18 protein-coding genes are annotated in these 21,458 nt (G+C 44.9%); 17 read left to right on the top strand and 1 reads right to left on the bottom strand.

The window, feature by feature from the left end:
* Position 1: 1 nt before the first annotated feature.
* From lpxD to rpoS, 17 genes are all read left to right on the top strand, one after another.
* The gene (gene lpxD, locus ACMXYO_RS14540) at positions 2–1,039 is read left to right on the top strand and encodes a UDP-3-O-(3-hydroxymyristoyl)glucosamine N-acyltransferase (protein WP_415885828.1); all 1,038 of its coding nucleotides are present in this window, start codon (positions 2–4) and stop codon (positions 1,037–1,039) included.
* Between the two features lie 3 nt (positions 1,040–1,042).
* Positions 1,043–1,480: a 3-hydroxyacyl-ACP dehydratase FabZ gene (gene fabZ / locus ACMXYO_RS14535; RefSeq protein WP_415882444.1), complete on the top strand. Its 438-nt coding sequence runs from the start codon at positions 1,043–1,045 to the stop codon at positions 1,478–1,480.
* Between the two features lie 3 nt (positions 1,481–1,483).
* The gene (lpxA, locus tag ACMXYO_RS14530; protein ID WP_415885826.1) at positions 1,484–2,254 is read left to right on the top strand and encodes an acyl-ACP--UDP-N-acetylglucosamine O-acyltransferase; all 771 of its coding nucleotides are present in this window, start codon (positions 1,484–1,486) and stop codon (positions 2,252–2,254) included.
* An 8-nt stretch (positions 2,255–2,262) separates the two neighbouring features.
* On the top strand, positions 2,263–3,423 hold the full coding sequence (gene lpxB / locus ACMXYO_RS14525) for a lipid-A-disaccharide synthase (protein WP_415885824.1): 1,161 nt from the start codon (positions 2,263–2,265) through the stop codon (positions 3,421–3,423).
* Between the two features lie 5 nt (positions 3,424–3,428).
* Positions 3,429–4,013, top strand: a complete 585-nt coding sequence (gene rnhB, locus ACMXYO_RS14520) for a ribonuclease HII (protein ID WP_415888110.1) — start codon at positions 3,429–3,431, stop codon at positions 4,011–4,013.
* Between the two features lie 20 nt (positions 4,014–4,033).
* Positions 4,034–7,525: a DNA polymerase III subunit alpha gene (gene dnaE, locus ACMXYO_RS14515; RefSeq protein WP_415885823.1), complete on the top strand. Its 3,492-nt coding sequence runs from the start codon at positions 4,034–4,036 to the stop codon at positions 7,523–7,525.
* Positions 7,526–7,651: 126 nt separating this feature from the next.
* A complete protein-coding gene (accA, locus tag ACMXYO_RS14510) occupies positions 7,652–8,611 on the top strand; it encodes an acetyl-CoA carboxylase carboxyl transferase subunit alpha (RefSeq protein ID WP_415882439.1) in 960 nt (319 codons plus the stop codon).
* A complete protein-coding gene (gene tilS, locus ACMXYO_RS14505; RefSeq protein ID WP_415885822.1) occupies positions 8,601–9,929 on the top strand; it encodes a tRNA lysidine(34) synthetase TilS in 1,329 nt (442 codons plus the stop codon). The genes accA and tilS overlap by 11 nt, the downstream gene beginning before the upstream one ends.
* A 74-nt stretch (positions 9,930–10,003) precedes the next feature.
* Positions 10,004–11,632: a CTP synthase gene (locus tag ACMXYO_RS14500; RefSeq protein ID WP_415885821.1), complete on the top strand. Its 1,629-nt coding sequence runs from the start codon at positions 10,004–10,006 to the stop codon at positions 11,630–11,632.
* Between the two features lie 61 nt (positions 11,633–11,693).
* Entirely contained in the window at positions 11,694–12,989 is a 1,296-nt protein-coding gene (gene eno / locus ACMXYO_RS14495) for a phosphopyruvate hydratase (RefSeq protein ID WP_415885819.1), read from the top strand.
* 72 nt (positions 12,990–13,061) lie between these two features.
* Entirely contained in the window at positions 13,062–13,349 is a 288-nt protein-coding gene (ftsB, locus tag ACMXYO_RS14490) for a cell division protein FtsB (protein ID WP_415885818.1), read from the top strand.
* Positions 13,350–13,355: 6 nt separating this feature from the next.
* Entirely contained in the window at positions 13,356–14,402 is a 1,047-nt protein-coding gene (gene truD / locus ACMXYO_RS14485; RefSeq protein ID WP_415885817.1) for a tRNA pseudouridine(13) synthase TruD, read from the top strand.
* Positions 14,403–15,152 (top strand): 5'/3'-nucleotidase SurE, encoded by a 750-nt coding sequence (gene surE, locus ACMXYO_RS14480; protein WP_415885816.1) that lies wholly within the window; start codon positions 14,403–14,405, stop codon positions 15,150–15,152.
* Positions 15,153–15,178: 26 nt separating this feature from the next.
* A complete protein-coding gene (locus ACMXYO_RS14475) occupies positions 15,179–15,817 on the top strand; it encodes a protein-L-isoaspartate(D-aspartate) O-methyltransferase (RefSeq protein WP_415885815.1) in 639 nt (212 codons plus the stop codon).
* 4 nt (positions 15,818–15,821) lie between these two features.
* The gene (locus ACMXYO_RS14470) at positions 15,822–16,766 is read left to right on the top strand and encodes a DUF368 domain-containing protein (protein ID WP_415885813.1); all 945 of its coding nucleotides are present in this window, start codon (positions 15,822–15,824) and stop codon (positions 16,764–16,766) included.
* A gap of 18 nt (positions 16,767–16,784) precedes the next feature.
* Positions 16,785–17,654 carry a peptidoglycan DD-metalloendopeptidase family protein gene (locus ACMXYO_RS14465; RefSeq protein WP_415885811.1) on the top strand — a complete coding sequence of 290 codons (870 nt, stop codon included), beginning with the start codon at positions 16,785–16,787 and terminating at the stop codon, positions 17,652–17,654.
* Between the two features lie 72 nt (positions 17,655–17,726).
* Positions 17,727–18,743 carry an RNA polymerase sigma factor RpoS gene (rpoS, locus tag ACMXYO_RS14460; protein ID WP_415885810.1) on the top strand — a complete coding sequence of 339 codons (1,017 nt, stop codon included), beginning with the start codon at positions 17,727–17,729 and terminating at the stop codon, positions 18,741–18,743.
* 57 nt (positions 18,744–18,800) lie between these two features.
* Here the strand turns inward: rpoS and mutS are convergent, their stop codons facing one another.
* Positions 18,801–21,365, bottom strand: a complete 2,565-nt coding sequence (gene mutS, locus ACMXYO_RS14455; protein ID WP_415885808.1) for a DNA mismatch repair protein MutS — start codon at positions 21,363–21,365, stop codon at positions 18,801–18,803.
* Positions 21,366–21,458 lie beyond the last annotated feature (93 nt).

Raw genomic sequence — 21,458 nt, 5'->3', positions numbered from 1 at the left:
AATGAGTTCAAATGAGTACACGCTACAGCAGCTTGCTGATTTTTTGTCAGCAGAGTTACATGGCGACGGTGATTTCAAAGTTAGTGCCCTATCTACTTTGGAAAAAGCTGGGTCTTCGGATCTGAGCTTTATTGCGAATAGTAAGTACCAAAAATTTCTATCTGATACGCAAGCAGGAGCTATTTTGATGGCTCCTTCAGATGTTGGTCTGTTTAAAGGTAATGCTTTAGTTATCGAGAATCCTTATCTTGCTTATGCTCGTGTTAGTCAGCTCTTTGTCCTGTCCTCCGAATCTGCAAAGGGTATCGCTGCTTCAGCAATTATTGCTGAATCGGCAAAAATTGCTGAAACAGCGTCTATTGCTCAAGGCGTCGTTATTGGTGAACGAGTAGTAGTTGATGAAAGGGTTGTTATTGGGCCGAATACAGTGGTAGGTGATGACTGCTTTATTGGTGCAGAATCTGTTCTTAAACCTAATGTAACCCTATATCCAGATGTTCACGTTGGCAGATATTGTCTTATCCATAGTGGTGCAGTTTTGGGAGCAGATGGTTTCGGATTTGCTAATGATGAAGGCGACTGGGTCAAAATTGCGCAGTTAGGTGGTGTCAGGCTTGGAAAAAACGTTGAAGTCGGTGCTGGGACCACAATAGATCGTGGAGCATTAGAGCATACAGTTATCTCCGATGGTGTAATCTTAGATAATCAAATACAAATTGCTCATAACGTTACCATTGGTGAAAAAACAGCGATTGCTGGTTGTACGGCAGTAGCTGGAAGCACTAAAATTGGCGCCGGTTGTACTATTGCTGGGGCGTGTGGAATTACTGGGCATTTAAATATTGCTGCTGGAAGCCATATCACGGCAATGTCATTGGTCACAAAATCAATCATAGAGCCAGGCGTTTATTCGTCTGGTACAGGTATGCTTCCACATAAACAATGGAAGAAGAATGTTGTTAGATTTCGTCAGTTGGATGAGCTAGCACGTCGTATAAAGTCTATAGAAGATAAGATTACTGAGATTAAGGGTTCTTAAGAAATGATGGATGTAAATGAAATACGGGAATATCTCCCGCACCGCTATCCGTTTTTATTGGTGGATCGTGTGCTGGAATTAGAAAAGGGAGAATCCATTGTTGCGATTAAAAACGTTACAGTAAATGAGCCATTCTTCAATGGTCATTTCCCTGATCATCCAGTAATGCCAGGTGTGCTGATTGTCGAAGCCATGGCGCAAGCAGCGGGTATCCTAGGTTTTAAAACTATGGATAAGAAACCACAAGATGGTTCAATTTATTACTTTGTTGGCTCAGATAAACTACGCTTTAAGCGTCCTGTAGTGCCTGGTGACCAGTTGAAACTTGAAGCAAAAGTTATCTCTGAACGTCGTGGTATCTGGAAGTTTGATGTGCGAGCTACCGTTGAAGGTGATATGGTAAGTAGTGCAACAATTTTGTGTGCTGATAGAAAGGTTTAAATCTTGATAGATTCCCGTGCTCTTATAGACCCTACTGCAAAGCTTGCTGATGATGTTGAAGTAGGGCCTTGGTCAATCATTGGGCCTGATGTAGAAATTGGCGCGGGCACCGTTATTGGCCCCCATGTCGTTATTAAGGGGCCAACTAAAATAGGGAAGAATAATCGTATATTTCAATTCTCGTCTGTTGGTGAAGATTGCCAAGATAAGAAATATGCGGGTGAGCCCACGACCCTGACCATTGGGGATGATAATGTTATCCGCGAAGGTGTCACGATCCATCGTGGTACTATTCAGGATGCAGGTACTACGACAATTGGCAGTCATAATCTATTTATGGCTTATGCTCATGTTGCCCACGATTGTGTTGTCGGTGACCATGTAATTATGGCTAATAATACTGCGATTGCCGGGCATGTACATATTGGTGACTGGACTATTCTGGGTGGGTTTACCGCAGTACATCAATTCTGCAGGATTGGTTCTCATGTAATGTGTGGTACTAGCACTGTCGTGTTAAAGGATATACCTTCCTACATTATGGCGAATGGTAATACCGCAAAACCTCACGGTATTAACGTTGAAGGTCTTAAGCGTCGCGGTTTTAGTGCTGAGTCTATTGTTCAGTTGCGTCGTGCTTATAAAACTATCTTCCGTAATAAACTTACAACTGCTCAGGCATTGGCCGAATTAAAAACGATGGCTGATGAATGCCCTGAAGTTGTTCCAATGATCCAATCTATTGAATCCTCCACTCGTGGCATAATTCGCTGAGGTTGATTATGCCAAAACCCCTGCGAGTAGGCATTGTAGCTGGTGAGGCTTCAGGCGATATTTTAGGTAGTGGTTTAATCAAAGCGTTAAAAAAACGCTACCCAGACCTTACTGTCGAGGGAATTGGCGGTGAGTTGATGATCGCTCAAGGCTGTCACTCTCATTACCCTTTGGAAAGATTGTCCGTTATGGGGCTTGTGGAAGTCTTTGGGCGACTACCAGAGCTTATTGGTATACGTAAAAAACTGATTAGCCACTTCATTGATAACCCTCCTGATCTGTTTATTGGTGTTGATGCACCAGACTTTACTCTGAAAATGGAAGGGGAGTTAAAGGCAGCAGGAATTCCCACGGTGCACTATGTCAGCCCATCTGTTTGGGCATGGAAGCAGAAGCGTATTTATAAAATCAAACGCACCACCGATCTTGTTCTAAGTCTCTTCCCATTTGAAGCGAAGCATTATGCGCCTACTCAACAGAAAGTCGCTTTCGTTGGTCATCCTTTAGCAGATAGTATTCCACTCAGCGTTAATGTAGCTGAGAGTAAGAAAAAATTTGCAGTAAAGCCCGGCGAGAAAATCATTGCGTTATTGCCTGGTAGTCGAGGTAGTGAGCTTAAATATTTGGCTGAGCCTTTTTTAGATACCGCTCGCTGGTTGAGTGAGGGGTTAGAGAATGTTCGTTTTGTGATTCCTGCTGCAAATGAAACACGCCATGATCAGTTACATCAATTGATAGTAGAAAAATACTCTGATCTGAATATTCAGCTTGTGATGAAGCATTCGCGTGATGTGATGGCGATAGCCGATAGTATTTTGATAGCGTCTGGAACCGCGACGCTGGAAGCTACTATTTTGCAGAAGCCAATGGTCGTAGCCTACAAAATGGCACCGTTGACCTATGCTATCTATTCACGAATGGTTAAATCTAAGTTTATCTCTTTACCAAATCTTTTAGCTGATGAGACTTTAGTGCCTGAAATCTTACAGGACCAAGTAAAGCCAGAAGTGCTAGGACCTGCGGTATTAAAGAGTTTGCAAGATAGTGAATACAAAGCTTATTTGCGTGATAAGTTTTCAGCAATACACAAGCAACTTCATCAAGACGCAGACGAAAAAGCCGCAGATGCCATTGAGGCGCTTTTGAAAGATAAAGGTGTGATTTCGTGAGTACCATGGAATTAGATTTTTCTCAGGGGAAAAGGGTTGCCGGTGTTGATGAGGTTGGTCGTGGTCCGTTGGTGGGAAATGTCGTTGCTGCCGCTGTAATTTTGGATCCAGAAAATCCTATTCAAGGTTTGGCTGATTCGAAAAAGCTTTCTGCAAAAAAAAGAGAGCAGCTCTATATCGAAATCAAGGAAAAGGCGTTGGCATGGTGTGTCGCTTCGGCATCGCCAGCTGAAATTGATGAAATTAATATATTACATGCCTCTATGTTAGCGATGAAAAGGGCCGTCGAAGGTTTAGATATCCCTGCTGAGTTTGTATATGTTGATGGTAATCGAAGTCCGGATCTAAATTGTCCTAGTGAGCCTGTTGTTAAAGGGGATAGTAAAATCCCTGAAATTAGCGCAGCATCCATTTTAGCCAAAGTCGATCGTGATAGAGAGATGGAACTTCTGGATCAACAATATCCTGAGTACGGCTTTGCTAAGCATAAGGGCTACCCTACAGCTCTACATTTTGAAAAACTGGCCGAACATGGCCCGTTACCTGAACATCGTCGCAGTTTTAAGCCCATACGGGATCTGCTTTACTAACCTTTTAATAAGTTTGTTTTATGTCTGATCCGCAGTTTATTCATCTTCGCGTTCACACAGAATTTTCCCTAGTTGACGGTTTGGTTCGAGTCAAAGAGCTGGTTAAGGCCGCTAAAGATGACCATATGCCCGCCGTCGGTATGACGGATCAAACAAATTTCTTTGGTTTGGTGAAATTCTTTAAAGCGGCAACAGGTAGTGGTATTAAGCCTATTTGTGGTTCCGACCTGTGGGTGGAAAATACAGATGAGCCTGGTGGAGAGCCTTACCGTCTAACCTTGTTGGTTCGAAATGCCGAGGGTTACCTCAACCTGATGGAATTGATCTCGCAGGCTTATGCTGAGGGTCAAAATGTTCTAGCGGATATGGCCTTGGTAAAACCTGAATGGGTAGAGGCTAAATCAGCGGGCTTAATCGCATTGTCAGGGGGGCGGAAAGGTGAAATTGGTCGTTCTATCTTGGCTAGTAATGACCAGGCTGGGGCGATTTTAGAACGCTGGATGAAGGTCTTTCCAAACAGCTTTTATCTAGAAGTTCAGAGAACAGGTAGAGTGGGTGACGAGCAGATCGTTCATGATTCTGTTGAGTTGGCTAAAACCTATAACTGCCCATTAGTGGCGACCAATGAGGTTATGTTTATCAATGAGTCAGATTTTGAGGCTCATGAAGTACGTGTATGTATCAACCAAGGCCGTACATTAGAAGATCAAACGCGCCCCAAAGAGTACAGTGACCAGCAATACTTCCGTTCCCAAGAGGAAATGGTTGAGCTTTTCAGTGATATCCCATCTGCGGTCCAAAACACAGTGGCGATTGCTAAGCGTTGTAATATTGAGATTGAAATCGGCACATATTATCTACCGAAGTATCCTATCCCTGAAGGGATGTTGATGGATGATTATTTCCGAAAAGTGTCTTTTGATGGGTTGGAAGAGCGTCTAGAGATTTTACTGGATAAAGAAGATCCTGATTACCAAGCGAAGCGTCAAGAGTATATCGATCGCTTAGAGTTTGAATTGGATATTATTATTCAGATGGGTTTCCCTGGTTACTTCCTGATCGTAATGGACTTCATTATGTGGGGTAAGGAGAACGGTGTTCCTGTAGGCCCAGGTCGTGGTTCAGGTGCGGGTTCCTTGGTGGCTTATGCACAAAAAATTACCGATCTTGATCCGTTGGAATATGACCTTCTGTTCGAACGATTCCTCAACCCTGAACGTGTCTCTATGCCTGACTTCGATATCGACTTCTGCATGGATAACCGAGATAAGGTAATCGACTATGTAGCGCGAACCTACGGACGTGATGCTGTTTCTCAGATCGTAACCTTCGGTACTATGGCTGCGAAAGCGGTAGTTCGAGATGTGGCGCGTGTACAAGGTAAACCGTTTGGTCTTGCTGACCGACTTTCAAAGCTTATTCCTTTTGAACCAGGCATTACTCTGAAAAAAGCCTTGGATCAGGAGCCTATGCTAGGTGAGTTTATTGAGTCCAGTGAAGAGGCTCAAGAAATCATGGATATGGCGTATAAGCTCGAAGGTGTGACGCGAAATGTAGGTAAGCACGCCGGTGGTGTAGTAATCGCACCTACCAAATTAACAGACTTTGCTGCTACATACTGTGATGAAGAGGGTAATGGCCTTGTTACTCAGTTCGATAAAGGCGATGTAGAAGAAGCTGGGTTAGTAAAATTCGACTTCTTGGGTCTGCGTACGCTGACGATTATCGATTGGGCGTTGCAAACGGTAAACCGTATTCGCGAAAAGAACGGCGAAGAACCGCTCGATATCGCTCTGATTGATCTTGAAGACAGAAAGACCTTCGATCTACTGCAAGCCGCTGAAACTACGGCAGTATTCCAGCTTGAGTCCAGCGGCATGAAGGATTTGGTTCGCAGGCTATTGCCTTCGCGCTTTGAAGATATTGTCGCGCTAGTAGCTCTATTCCGTCCGGGGCCGCTGCAATCAGGCATGGTAGATGATTTTATCAACCGTAAGCATGGTCGCGCGGAGATGGCGTGGCCACATCCTGATTATCAATTGGATTCGCTGCAACCGGTACTTGAGCCGACTTACGGAATTATCCTTTACCAAGAGCAGGTAATGCAGATTGCTCAGGTAATGGCAGGTTATACCCTTGGCGGTGCGGATATGCTGCGTCGTGCGATGGGTAAAAAGAAACCTGAAGAGATGGCTAAGCAGCGGGTCTCTTTCCTTGATGGTTCTGAACAGAATGGGATCGATCGTGACTTAGCGGGGAATATCTTCGACCTAGTAGAGAAATTCGCAGGTTATGGTTTTAACAAATCCCACTCTGCAGCTTACGCCTTGGTTTCTTATCAAACGGCTTGGCTGAAAGCTCATTACCCTGCGCCGTTTATGGCGGCGGTAATCTCTTCTGATATGCAGAACACCGACAAGGTGGTGATCTTCATTGAAGAGTGTCGTGTGATGGGTATTCCTCCTGCGTTGCCGGACGTTAATACCGGTGAGTACATGTTCACCGTAAACGATGAGGGTGTCATTGTTTATGGTCTAGGTGCGATTAAAGGCGTAGGCGAAGGACCTATAGAGGCAATTACGGAAGCGCGTGCAGATGGCGGTCCATTTACGGATCTATTTGATTTCTGTGAACGTGTAGGTGCGAAGAAGCTTAATAAGCGTGTTTTGGAGGCTTTGGTTCGTTCCGGTGCGCTAGATTGTCTAGGCGCAGAGCGAGCGATTCTATGGGAAGCTATTCCGGATGCTTTGAAAGCTGCCGATCAAGCGGCTAAAAACCAAGACGCAGGGATGTTTGATCTATTTGGCGAGGTAGAGGCTGAATCTGATCGCTGCTCATATGAAGACTACAAGTCGGTTAGATCTTGGACAGATAAAGAGCGTCTTACGGGTGAAAAAGATACGCTCGGTTTGTACCTCACCGGCCATCCTATCGATGAATATGAGTCGGAGTTAAGGCACTTTGTTGGTAAGCGTATTGTCGAGTTGCAGCCTGCTCGTGGGCAGACCCAAAAAATGGCAGGCTTGGTTGTTGATCTTCGACTGAAAAAAACCAAAAAAGGCGATAACCTTTGTTTTGTGACTTTGGATGACCGTACCGCGCGTATCGATGTAACTCTTTTTGGCGATACTTATGATGCTGTACGTGAACTTGTTCATAAAGACGCAGTGCTAGTGGTTGAAGGAGAGGTGGCAGAGGATCACTTCTCTGGTGGAATCAAGGTGCGCGTAAGTAAAGTGCTGACCATCCCGCAAGCGCGTGCTCAGTATGCAGAAGGTATCCAAGTAAAATGTAACGAAAGTCAGTTAGCTGGTAGGCGCCTGAAAGAGCTGCAGGAATTGCTTAATAGTTATAAGGGAAAGGGCTCACTGCCAGTGCAGTTACGCTACTCTCGACCTGATGCTGAGGCAACCATAACTTTGGGTGATAATTGGCAGGTGCAGGCTAACGATGATTTGTTGATTGCGTTAATGGAGCGGTTCGGAAGTGATGCCGTTTCATTAACCTATTAGTCAGTTAAACTGGCGTAATTTAGCTGTCCTGTTTGGCGTCGAGGCTTTCTCTTGTAGGGTCTGGTTCTTAATGCTGCAAACAGGTACACTTTGGACAATTTTTTTACTATTGAATAGATGAGTCATATGAATCCGAACTATCTGGATTTTGAACAGCCAATTGCAGAGCTGCAGGCAAAAATTGAAGAGCTACGTCTGGTAGGGGATTCAGCTGAACTGAATATCTCCGATGAGATTAAGCGTCTGGAAGACAAAAGCCGGACTCTGACAGAATCTATTTTCTCTGATCTGTCTGCTTGGCAAGTATCACAGTTATCCCGTCACCCTCAGCGTCCATATACATTGGACTACATCGATTATATGTTCGATGAGTTCGATGAAATTCACGGTGATCGTCATTTTGCTGACGATCAGGCTATCGTGGGTGGTATCGCACGTATGGATGAGCGACCAATAATGGTGATTGGTCATCAGAAAGGTCGTGGTGTTCAGGAACGTCAGAAGCGTAACTTTGGTATGCCTCGTCCAGAAGGTTACCGTAAAGCGCTGCGTCTAATGGAAATGGCTGAGCGTTTTAAAATGCCAATCATGACCTTTATTGATACGCCGGGAGCTTACCCTGGTATCGATGCTGAAGAACGTGGTCAGTCAGAAGCTATTGCATTTAACCTAGCTAAGATGTCTCAGCTAAAAACACCTGTCATTTCCACTGTTATTGGTGAAGGTGGCTCGGGTGGTGCATTAGCAATCGGTGTATGCGATGAGCTAATGATGATGAGTTACTCTACGTATTCAGTAATTTCCCCAGAGGGTTGTGCTTCTATTCTTTGGAAGAGCGCTGAGCGTGCTGCAGATGCAGCTAAAGCAATGGGTATTACTTCTGATCGCCTGCTTGAGTTGGGCTTGGTTGATCAGATCGTAAGTGAGCCGCTTGGTGGTGCTCACCGTGATCCAGCCCTAACAGCGGCTAATCTTAAGCGTCACCTATCTGAAGTGCTAGGTCGCTTAGATGAGCTATCTACCGATGAATTGCTGGAGCGTCGTTATAAGCGTTTGATGGCATACGGTTTTGGTGGTGAAGCCTAATACAGGCAACCTCACCGCTTTACAGGAGTGTGAGCGCCAGTTTCAGGCGCTGACCTCCCGTTTTATCTCTTCCCTTGATTCGTCCTCTTCAATCTCCCGTTGGGTTATTGCCCATAGTGGTGGCTTAGACTCTCAGTTATTGCTGCATCTTGCTTGTAAGGTGTTACCACATAGCCAAATAGTCGTGCTTCATATCAACCATAATTTGCAGGTTGAGGCAGATAGTTGGTCGACGTTTTCCGAGAGACAGGCTGAGCTTAATGGTGTGGTTCATCATTCCGTTTCGGTCACTCCTAATAATTCCTCTGAAGTTGCTGCAAGGGATGCGCGATACGCAGCGTTTAATGACTTTATAAACGAGGGTGATTGCGTGCTGTTTGGTCACCATGCTGATGATCAAGCTGAAACATTGCTGTTTCGTTGGTTAAGAGGGGCTGGCCTGACTGGCTTAAAAGGTATGCCTGAACAGCGGGAGCTGGGGCGGGGTTATCTATTACGGCCCTTGCTTTATTGTTCGCGCAAACAATTGGAGCAAGCGGCAACTGAGATTGGCTTGGAATTTATTCAGGATCCATCTAATGATTTCATTGATTATGACCGAAACTTTTTAAGGCATAAGGTATTACCTGAATTAAAGCTGCGTTGGCCGCAATTGCTTTCTCGTTGGCAAAAAAATGCAGACTTGGTGGCTAAAAGTGAGTCTTTATTGAATCATTATTTAGATCAAGATTTGCGTCAGTGTTTAACTGCAAATAGGCAGTTAAATCTGGATGTATGGGGGCTTTTGATTGAGATAAAGCGTTCCGAGCTGATTCGGCGCTGGGTTTATAATGAGATTGGCTTCTTGCTTAATGAACAGCAGTTAGATCAAATTCAGCAGGATGTTATTCAAGCGAAATCGGATGCTATTCCGATTTATTTAATTCAGGAACACTCCCTACGCCGCTTTCGTAATCAATTGTATATTGTGCCTCCATCCCCTGAGCTACTCGATAATGTCGAAATATCTGAGGCTGGCTGTTGGGAATTGGGAGATGGTGAGCTCACCATCGAATTGGCTAAGCCGCTACAGAAATCATTGACTCTTCAGCGCCGCAAGGGTGGAGAAAGGTGCGTTCCTGATGGGCATGCGCATTCAAAATCGGTAAAAAAAATGCTCCAAGAAGCAGATCTTCCTCCTTGGGAGAAGGCTAGCTGGCCACTGATTTTTCAGGGTGAAACCGTAGTTGCGGTGCCAGGTATCTGCGTTTGCGATGGCTGGGATAAAGAAAGCTCAGGTTTTTCGCTTTTATGGCGTCCCTTATCGTTGTCTGATTAGCCCAGTTTTGCTATCCTATAGCCCCATCTCGATCTTAAAAAATCCTCGCTTAAACACGATCAAACAGGTTCTGCATGACGCGTTATATCTTCGTCACAGGCGGTGTTGTGTCCTCATTGGGCAAAGGCATCGCATCCGCTTCTTTGGCTGCTATTTTGGAAGCCAGAGGGCTTAAAGTAACTATGTTGAAATTGGACCCGTATATTAACGTGGATCCAGGGACAATGAGCCCAATTCAGCATGGTGAGGTTTTTGTTACTGAGGATGGTGCAGAAACTGACCTAGACTTGGGCCACTACGAGCGTTTCATCCGTACAACGATGACTAAACGTAATAACTTTACTGCTGGTCGGATCTATCAGCATGTTTTACGCAAAGAGCGTCGCGGTGACTACCTAGGTGGAACGGTTCAGGTTATTCCGCACATCACAGATGAAATTAAGCGTCGTGTTATCGAAGGCGCTGGTGATGCTGACGTAGCTCTAGTAGAAATTGGCGGTACTGTTGGTGATATTGAATCACTACCATTTATGGAGGCAGTACGTCAGTTGAAAGCTGAGCTTGGTTCCGCTCGTGCAATGTTTATGCACCTGACGCTTGTTCCATACATTGCGACAGCTGGCGAAATCAAAACTAAGCCGTCACAGCACTCAGTAAAAGAGCTGCGTTCTATCGGTATTCAGCCAGATATTTTGGTATGTCGTTCCGATTTCCCACTTCCAGACTCTTCTCGTCGTAAGCTGTCGTTGTTTACTAACGTTGAAGAGCGTGCAGTAGTGTCGCTTCCTGATGCAGATACTATCTATAACATTCCTCGAATGCTGTCTGAGCAAGGCTTAGACGATATCGTAGTGGAACGTTTCCACTTAGAGTGCACAGAAGCAGATCTAGGTGAATGGGATCGTGTAGCAGATGCTCATCTTAACCCAGAAGGCGAAGTTAAAATCGCTATGGTGGGTAAGTACATGGAGCTGTTGGATGCCTACAAATCTCTTATCGAAGCGATCTCTCATGCGGGTATCGCATTGAAGAAAAAAGTTCGCATCGAATGTATCGACTCTGAGCGTATCGAGCGTGAAGGTGTTGAAATTCTAGATGGCGCAAGTGCTGTTCTAGTTCCAGGTGGTTTTGGTGAACGTGGTGTCGAAGGCAAAATTGCTGCTGTTCGATATGCGCGTGAAAACAAAGTGCCATACCTAGGTATCTGTTTGGGTATGCAGGTTGCGGTTATAGAATTTGCTCGCCACGTAGCAGGCTTAGAAGACGCGACATCTTCCGAATTTAATAAAGATGCTGAGCACCAGGTAATTGGTTTGATTACTGAGTGGGCTACCTCTGAAGGTGGTGTTGAGACTCGTGGCGAAGCTGATGATCTGGGCGGTACGATGCGTTTGGGTGCTCAAGTTTGTCATCTGGCAGAAGGTTCTACTGCTGCTCAAGCTTACGGTAATACTGAGATCACTGAGCGTCATCGCCATCGTTATGAAGTGAACAACAACTACGTTGAGCAACTGGAAAACGCTGGTTTAAGAATTTCTGGCCGTTCTGTTGATGGTGAGCTGGTTGAAGTGGTTGAAGTTGCAGATCACCCTTGGTTTGTCGCTTGTCAGTTCCACCCAGAGTTCACATCAACCCCGCGTGACGGTCATGGCTTGTTCAAAGGCTTCATTCAAGCTGCATTAGATCAACAAGCTAAACAGTAAACGAATTAAGGATTGGGGGCTTGACGCCCCCAGAACGTAAAATTTCTGGAGTTATTTCCCCATGGCACAGATCTCTGATATCAAAGCCCGCGAAGTACTGGATTCTCGTGGTAACCCAACAGTTGAAGCTGATGTAATTCTTGCATCTGGCGTGATTGGTTCTGCCTGTGCGCCTTCTGGTGCGTCAACGGGTTCTCGCGAAGCGCTAGAACTGCGTGATGGTGATAAAGGCCGTTACCTAGGTAAAGGCGTACAAAAAGCGGTTGCAGCGGTTAACGGTGTTATCCGTGAAGCGCTAACGGGCATGGATGTAACAGATCAGCGCGCGCTAGATAATAAAATGCTAGAGCTTGATGGTACTGAAAACAAAGAAAACCTAGGTGCAAACGCAATCCTAGCGGTATCTCTTGCAGCGGCAAAAGCAGCAGCTACAGAAAAAGGCATGCCTCTATACGCTCACATTGCAGAGATTAACGGTACTCCAGGTCAGTTCTCCCTACCACTACCGATGATGAACATCCTTAACGGTGGTGAGCATGCGGATAACAACGTTGATATCCAAGAGTTTATGGTTCAGCCAGTAAACTTCGACAAGTTCTCTGAAGGCTTGCGTTGTGGTGCGGAAATTTTCCACGCACTAAAAGCTGTTCTAAAAGCAAAAGGCCTAAACACTGCTGTTGGTGATGAAGGTGGTTTTGCTCCAAACCTTGCATCGAACGAAGAAGCTTTGGTTGTTATTAAAGAAGCAATCGATAAAGCGGGTTACGAGCTAGGTAAAGATGTAACGCTAGCACTAGACTGTGCTGCATCTGAGTTCTACAAAGAAGGTAAATACGACCTTTCCGGTGAAGGTAAAGTCTTTGATGCAGAAGGCTTTGGTGATTATCTTGCAGCACTAACTGAAAACTACCCAATTGTTTCCATCGAAGATGGTCTAGACGAGTCTGATTGGGATGGTTGGGCTTACCTAACTAAGAAAATCGGTGACAAAGTGCAGTTGGTTGGTGATGACTTGTTCGTAACTAACACGAAAATTCTGTCACGTGGTATCGAGCAGAGCATCGGTAACTCAATCCTGATCAAATTCAACCAGATTGGTTCTTTGTCTGAGACGCTAGACGCAATCAAGATGGCGAAAGATGCAGGTTTCACGGCGGTTATCTCTCACCGTTCTGGTGAAACTGAAGATACAACTATTGCAGATCTAGCAGTTGGTACAGCTGCAGGCCAGATTAAGACTGGTTCTCTATGCCGTTCTGACCGTGTAGCTAAGTACAACCGTCTTCTACGTATCGAAGAAGAGCTAGGTGACGGCGCAATCTACAACGGCCTTTCTGAAGTGAAAGGTCAGGGCTAAGCGTAGTACCCTACGTAATAGTCTGATATAAAAAGGGGGCTTAATGCCCCCTTTTTTACTTATAAGAAATCTATGTATCGCTGGTTGGTTGCCCTTATATTATTTTTGATACTCGGACTGCAGTACAGATTGTGGTTTGGGGAGGCAAACCTGCGCGATATTTGGGCTCTAAATGCCAAAATAGAACTGCAACAAGGCATTAATCAAGAGCTTAGTCAGCGGAATAGTGAGCTAGAAGCCGAAGTTCTAGATCTTAAAAAGGGTAATGCTGCTTTGGAAGAGCGGGCTCGTAGTGAGCTTGGTATGATCAAAGAAGATGAGTCCTTTTTCCAGCTGGTGGAACCCGCCTCAGAGAAGTAACCTTTTATGACATCCCTGCCTACAGAATTTACATATCTCAATGAAATGCCTACTGGTTCTGCCGTGATCCGCAGGTGCCCAGAGGATTTTCAGGTTATCGAACAGCTAGGGTTTGAGCCTGAAGGATCAGGCGAACATGTGTTTCTTTATATTCGCAAATGCGGTGAAAATACTGATTGGGTTGCTAGGCAATTAGCAAATTTTGCCCAAATTAGCCCTCGAGATGTTAGTTATGCGGGTAAAAAAGATCGTCATGCTGTAACTGAACAATGGTTTTGTGCGAAATTCCCGATCAAGCGTAATTTGAATTGGAAGTTATTTGGTGGCGATAGCATCAAGGTTCTTAAAGCTGTTAGGCACCAAAGAAAGCTGCGTCTAGGTGCTCTTCAGGGGAACCGCTTTAAATTGCGACTTCGCCAGATTACTAATATGAATGAACTGCAGCAGCGCGTAGATTATGTGGCAAAAGAGGGTGTACCCAACTATTTTGGCGAGCAACGGTTCGGTCGGGACTATGGTAATTTAGATAAAGGGATCGCGCTGTTGCGCGGCGAATATCAGGAGCGGCAAAGAAATAAGAAGGGGATTTATATCTCTGCTGTTCGCTCTTGGGTATTTAATCAGGTTTTATCTCAAAGGTTAGATCAAGGCTTGTGGAATACCATTCTTGATGGTGATGCATTGATGTTGGCAGGAAGCCAAAGCTGTTTTGTCGAAGATGAAGCAACCGATGAATTACAGCAACGTTTAACGGATAAAGAGATTAATCTTACCGGCCCAATGTGGGGCGGTGGAGATATGCTACCAAATGCAGCAGCTGAAAAATGGGAGCAAGAGCAGGTCGGACGCTGGTCTGAGGTCAGTGATTTGCTTGAAAAACTAACGTTAAAACAAGAGCGTAGATCTCTTCGATTGCTTCCCCTGCAGTTAGAGATTAATGTGATTAATGAGACTGAATGTTGGCTTGAATTTGGCCTGCCTTCAGGGGCATTTGCAACCAGTGTATTGCGGGAGCTCTGCAATGTTACCCAGCCTGAAAGTAATGAGGGATAAATGAAGATACTGATCTCTAATGATGATGGTGTCTATGCACCAGGCCTCGCTGCTTTAGCAAGAGCCTTAGCCGAGGTTGGAGAGATTCTGGTGGTTGCCCCAGACCGTAATCGTAGTGGTGCGAGTAATTCGTTAACGTTGGATCGTCCACTAGAAGCCTTTGAGCATGAAAATGGCTTTATTGGGATTAATGGCACCCCAACAGATTGTGTGCATTTAGGTAGTTCAGGTGTATTCGGTTTTGAGCCAGATGTTGTTGTTTCTGGGATAAATGCTGGTCCAAATTTAGGCGACGATGTCATCTACTCTGGGACGGTTGCTGCAGCTATGGAAGGACGTCATCTACGCTTTCCCGCTATTGCGATATCTTCTGGAGAGTTTCATCCAGCACATTACGACTCTGCGGCTCAAGTTGCTAAGAATTTGGTCGAAAACATTCAACACCTGAATGTCGCTCCCCGTACAGTAATAAACGTCAACGTTCCTGATTGTCCTCTTGATGATTTTGCGGGTATACATGTAACACGTTTAGGTCACAGAACCTGTGCTGGAAAGCCGATAGCAACAGAAGATCCTCGTGGCAAAACGCGTTATTGGATAGCGGGAGCGGGTCCAGCTGCAGATGCGGGCCCAGGCACGGACTTTTATGCTTTAAGTGAGAAATGTGTATCTATAACCCCCTTACATGCTGATATGACGCAATACTCTGGCATGGATAATGTGGGTGAATGGTTGGAGAATAGTATTTGAACGATCAGCAATTACGCGGAATAGGAATGACTTCGCAGCGAACAAGGGATCGTTTGATTAATCGATTAAGAGATCAGGGAATTCAGGACGAGAGTGTTCTGGATGTGATGAGGAATACGCCTAGACATATTTTTATCGATGAGGCTTTATCTCATAGAGCTTACGAAGATACTGCTTTGCCAATTGGTTACAACCAGACTATTTCGCAGCCCTTCATCGTAGCGAAAATGACAGAGGTGCTTCTGTCGGAAAGGCCATTGCAAAAAGTTCTGGAAGTGGGAACCGGTTCTGGTTATCAAACATCGATTCTGGCGCCATTGGTAGGTCAGCTTTACAGTGTAGAGCGTATTAAACCACTACAGGATAGGGCTAGGGAACGTTTGAAGTTAATTGGCCTAAATAATGTTCAATTTAAGCATACTGATGGTGGTATGGGTTGGTCTTCGAAAGCGCCTTATGATGGTATCTTGGCTGCCTGTGCTCCAGAATCTGTACCAGAAGAGTTAAAGCAGCAGCTGGCTATTGGTGGTCGCTTAATTATTCCGGTAGGTGGTAGCGATTCTCAAAAGTTAAATTTGGTTGTTAGATTGTCTGAAGATGAGTTCAGTACAGAAATTTTAGACTGTGTGAAGTTTGTGCCTTTGTTAAGTGGTACGGTGAGGTAGTAAGTTGAAGCAAGAAGGAAGAACGTGGCGCGACTATCTAGCATTGTCGGGCAAAGGGATGATGATGGGGGCTGCTGATGCGGTGCCAGGAGTATCAGGTGGCACGATTGCCTTCATGACAGGTATTTATGAAGAGCTTATTTATTCCTTGAAGCAGTTTGGGCCAGAAGCTTTGTTTGTGTTGTTCAAACAGGGCCCCGTTGCAGCTTGGAAACATGTTAATGGCACTTTTTTGCTGACGCTTGTGTTAGGTATTTTTATCAGCTTGGTGACTGTCGCAAAGGTGGTGCTCTTTTGGTTGGCTGAATATCCTGAGTTACTGTGGTCGTTCTTCTTTGGCCTGATTTTGGCCTCAGTATGGTCTGTCTGCAGGCATATAGAGCAATGGGATAGTAATAGCTTTACCGCGTTTATCGCCGGAACTATAGCTGCGTATATGATTACCTCTATATCGCCAACCACAATCGAGGCAACGCCGTTATTTATCTTCTTAGCCGGTATGGTGGCTATTTGTGCCATGATTTTGCCGGGTATCTCAGGTAGCTTTATTCTTCTATTGCTGGGTATGTACACGCCTATCTTGATGGCAATCAAAAATATTGAACTATTTACCTTAGGTGTTTTTGCTGCTGGCTGTGCGGTTGGTCTATTGAGCTTTTCTCGGGTTTTAAGTTGGATGTTTAGTTCATTTAAAACAACGACTTTGGCTTTGTTAGGCGGTTTTATGCTGGGCTCCCTTAATAAGGTATGGCCGTGGAAGTATACAACTGCTTACTCCATCAATAGACATGGTGAGCAGGTGCCTTTAGTGCAGGAGAATATTTCGCCGTTCTCATTTGAGTCTATGACTGGGCAACCTTCCTTTTTTTTATATTCTGTTGGTTTAATGATTGTTGGTGCTGCAGCTGTATTGTTGATTGAACGAATGGGCCGGAGGTCAGAGGGGTAGAGGCTGGGGTATAGTTCAATGGGCTTGAAGGGTTGTCTGTTACTGTGTTGCTCATTTCTGCTGGTTGCATGTGGAGGGAAGACCTATGCGCCAGTAAGCGATCGTTCGGTGCCTGTTTCTGCTCAGCCTCAACCTAACCAATATCAGGTTCGTAAAGGTGATACTCTGTATTCTATCGCCTTTAGATATGGGATGGATTATCGGGAATTAGCTAAAAGGAATGGTATATCCAGTAATTACAATATTTTCCCAGGCCAGAAACTGAGTTTAAAGCCTGTGCCGAAAAGCACTGTTTCAGAATCGATTGTACGCGATGCTTCCATCGTTGCGCCAAAGCCGACAATTGTATCTAGTCACCAAAAAACGATAAATAAGCCTCAGAATACCACTCCAAAAGTAAAAGTTGCTGCTAAGCCGCTAGCTAAGCCTATAGTTACTGCAAAAGCTGAACCACAAAAAGTGGTAGCCAAACCTGTTCCTAAAGCTAAGGCGAAGCCCCCAAAAGTTACTGCTGGGCCAATCAAATGGGGATGGCCAGCATCCGGTAAGATCGTATCTACGTTTAAAACAAAGGGAGCAGTTAATAAAGGGATTAATATCGCCTCCGCTTACGGGGCTAAGATCACGGCTGCGGCTAAAGGCCGAGTTGTCTATGCTGGAAGCGGTTTATTAGGTTATGGTAATTTAGTTATTGTTGACCATAATCAGCAGTTTTTAAGCGCTTATGCACATAATAGTCGTGTTTTAGTCAAAGAAAATGATATGGTTGATAAAGGCCAGAAAATTGCGGAGATGGGAAATTCAGGTACAGATCGCGTGATGCTCCACTTTGAGATACGTCGTGATGGTAAGCCAGTAAACCCTCTTCGATATCTGCCGAAACAATAATTATAAGAAAACATAATAATAAAAAATAACGTATAAACGCGTGATAGCACTGATTGGTTAAGGGAACGGGCAATGGAAAATATCGATAATAACTGCAAAACGGATGTGCAGGATATCGCTGTTGAAAGCGAAGAGCTGACTGAAGAAACTCATGATGAGGAAACAGATGGAACGCCTCAGAAAGCTGAACCAGAGTTTCTAAATAGTGGTCGTGGGCGCGGTAGTATGGCTCATAAAGACCTACTTAATGCCAAAAACTTGGATGCAACCCAACTTTACCTGAATGAAATAGGCTTCTCGCCGCTATTGAGTGCGGAAGAAGAGGTGTATTTCTCTCGTCGTGCCCTCAAAGGGGATGAAGCAGCGCGTAAGCGCATGATCGAAAGTAATCTACGTCTGGTCGTTAAAATTGCACGTAGATATATCAATCGCGGTTTAACTCTTCTTGACCTGATTGAAGAGGGAAATTTAGGGTTAATTCGTGCTGTAGAGAAATTTGATCCAGAAAGGGGGTTCCGTTTTTCTACATATGCAACTTGGTGGATTCGACAAACGATTGAACGAGCGATTATGAATCAGACTCGTACCATTCGATTGCCTATCCATGTTGTTAAAGAGCTGAATGTATATTTGCGAGCAGCAAGAGAGCTGGCGCAAAAGTTAGATCATGAACCTTCACCAGAAGAAATTGCTGAACTGGTAGATAAGCCGGTTGAAAATGTTGAGCGGATGTTAGGCCTTAACGAGCGTGTCAGCTCTGTTGATACACCAATGGGTAAAGATTCTGACAAGTCTTTGCTTGATACGATCCCTGATGCTGTATCTTCAGATCCGGCAACTTTGCTTCAAAGCTCAAATATCAGTGGTAATCTAGATAAATGGCTGGATGCTCTGCCTGAAAAGCATGCGGAAGTGTTATCGCGTCGATTTGGTCTCAGAGGTTATGAGATGAGTACGTTGGAAGAGGTTGGGCGTGAAATTGGCCTGACACGTGAGCGTGTTCGTCAAATCCAAGTGGAAGCTTTGCGTAAGTTGCGTGATATCGTTGAAAAAAATGGTTTGAGCGGAGAGGATTTACTGCAGCAGTAAACTCAAGTTCACTGTTATAAAAAAACCGCCGATTGGCGGTTTTTTTGTGGGTGAAATTTAAACGAGTTCTTTGAGTTTATAGAGAATATCTAGTGCTTCTCTTGGAGAGAGGTCGTCTGGCGATATTTTCTTTAGCTCTTTCAAGGCCTTGGGTTCCGGCGCTGCAAACATGTCATTTTGAACTGGAGGTGGCGGGCTGCTAAGTTGAGCGCTGACCGCAACATCTTGTTCAAGTTGCATAAGCTTAGTTTTTGCTTGTTGGATCACGGGTAATGGTACCCCAGCAAGCTGCGCTACTTGCAGGCCATAGCTCTGGCTTGCTGGGCCTTCTTTAACTTCATGTAGAAAGACAATGTGATCATTGTGTTCTACGGCAGTTAGGTGAACATTAAAGACTGATGCTACCTGCTCTGGCAAGCTGGTTAGTTCAAAATAGTGTGTAGCAAACAAGGTAAATGCTTTAGTTTCTCGGGCAAGGTTATCCGCGCAGGCCCAAGCGAGAGATAAACCGTCAAATGTGCTTGTGCCACGGCCTACTTCATCCATTAAGACTAAGCTGCGTTCTGTCGCATTATGCATAATGTTGGCTGTTTCGGTCATTTCGACCATGAACGTTGAGCGTCCTCCTGCAAGGTCATCGGACGATCCCATACGGGTAAAAATGCGATCAACAATGCCAATTGTTGCAGCTGAAGCAGGAACATAACTACCAATATGGGCAAGGAGGGTAATTAGCGCTGCTTGGCGCATATAGGTAGATTTACCGCCCATGTTTGGACCTGTGATAACGAGCATCTTTCGCTCAGTATCCAAATCTAAATCGTTAGCTACGAAAGGCTCTGTTAATACAGTTTCCACTACGGGGTGGCGGCCACGCTGTATTTTGATCTGTGGTGTATCTGTCAGTGTCGGTGGAACATAATCTAGCGTAGTGGCACGTTCTGCAAGGTTAGCGAGTACATCTAGCTCTGCAATAGCGGAAGCAGAATCTTGTAGATCAGCCAGCTCTTCAGCAATGGTTTCTATCAGGGATTCGTATAGTGCCTTTTCACGGGTGAGCGCTCGGCTTTTTGCTGATAGTGCCTTGTCTTCGAATTCTTTTAGCTCAGGCGTAATATAACGTTCAGCATTTTTAAGTGTTTGGCGGCGAATATACTCTGCAGGCAATTCGGCATTTTGTGCTTTGCCTATCTCAATAAAATAGCCGTGCACGCGGTTGTAGCCTACTTTCAAGGTGGCAATGCCGGTACGATCTCGTTCTTTCTGTTCTAGCTCTAGTAGGTATGCGCCTGCATTTTCACTAATGCCACGTAGTTCATCTAGTTCAGCATCATAGCCATCAGCAATTACACCGCCTTCACGAATGACTACCGGAGGGTTTTCTATCACAGCTTTGGTTAGAAGCTCTGCCAAGTTTGGGAATTCTGAGATTTGCTCAGATAACTCGTTCACTAACGGAACACTGGTTGCTTCGATCTGTTGCTGAAGTAAAGGTAATGAATTAAGAGATGTTTTTAATCGTTCCAAATCGCGTGGGCGTGCTGATCTTAGTGCGATACGGGCTAAGATACGTTCGCTGTCACCGATGAGTTTGAGTGTGCTTTGAACCGTTTCGAAGTGATAGTTGTCAATCAACCACTGAATAGAGGCTTGTCGTGCGCATAAGGTTGCTCTGTCTTGAATCGGACGGTGTAGCCATCGCCTTAATAAGCGACTTCCCATTGGAGTGCGGCATTTATCAATGACCTTAGCGAGGGTGTTATCAAAGCCACCAGATAAATTTTGATCTAGTTCTAGGTTTTTACGTGTCGCAGCATCCAGAGCTACACAGTCATTATGTTGTTCAATCTGAATACGTCTGATATGAGGTAGTGAGGTACGCTGGGTTTCCTTCGCATATTGTAATAAGCAACCAGCAGCAGTTGTCGCAACCGCTAGATGATCGCAACCAAACCCACTCAAATCTTTGACTTTAAATTGTTGGCATAACAGATCGTTGGCGGTATCTGCTTCAAAGTGCCAAGGGGATTGTGGACGTAGGCCTTTGCGTTGGCTTAATACGTCATGTAGCTGACTATCTTCATTGAAGAGTGTTTCAGATGGGCGTAAGCGCTCAAGTTCACTCATAAGCGTGTCTTGATTATCAATTTCCATCAGGCTAAAACGACCTGAAGCGATATCCACAATAGCCAATCCGTAAGTGTCGCCAGACTGATTAATGGCTACCAGTAAGTTATCTCTATTTTCATCAAGAAGTGCTTCATCACTTACGGTGCCTGGTGTGATGATTCGCGCAACTGCTCGCTCTACAGGTCCTTTACTAGTAGCGGGATCTCCTATCTGTTCGCAAATAACTACGGATTCGCCTGCACGAACAATTTTGCCGACGTAATTCTCTGCTGCATGGTAAGGAATGCCAGCCATAGGGATAGGCTCGCCACCTGATTTGCCTCGTGCAGTAAGAGAAATATCTAACAGATCCGCAGCTTTTTTGGCATCGTCATAAAACAGCTCATAGAAGTCACCCATCCGATAAAACACCAATTGATTAGGGTGTTGAGCTTTGATGCGTAGGTATTGCTGCATCATTGGAGTGTGGGTAGTCGCTGCTTGTTTGGTCATAGAGATATTAATTACTAAATGATGAAATAAAGAGTTGTTACGCAAACTTAATTTCAGGCATTGTACGGTAAATAAAGCGGCTTAAATAGTTTG

It is taken from the genome of Neptuniibacter sp. QD37_6, from assembly GCF_047778085.1.
Lineage (GTDB): Bacteria > Pseudomonadota > Gammaproteobacteria > Pseudomonadales > Balneatricaceae > Neptuniibacter.
This window is presented reverse-complemented; position numbering and strand designations above follow the sequence as displayed.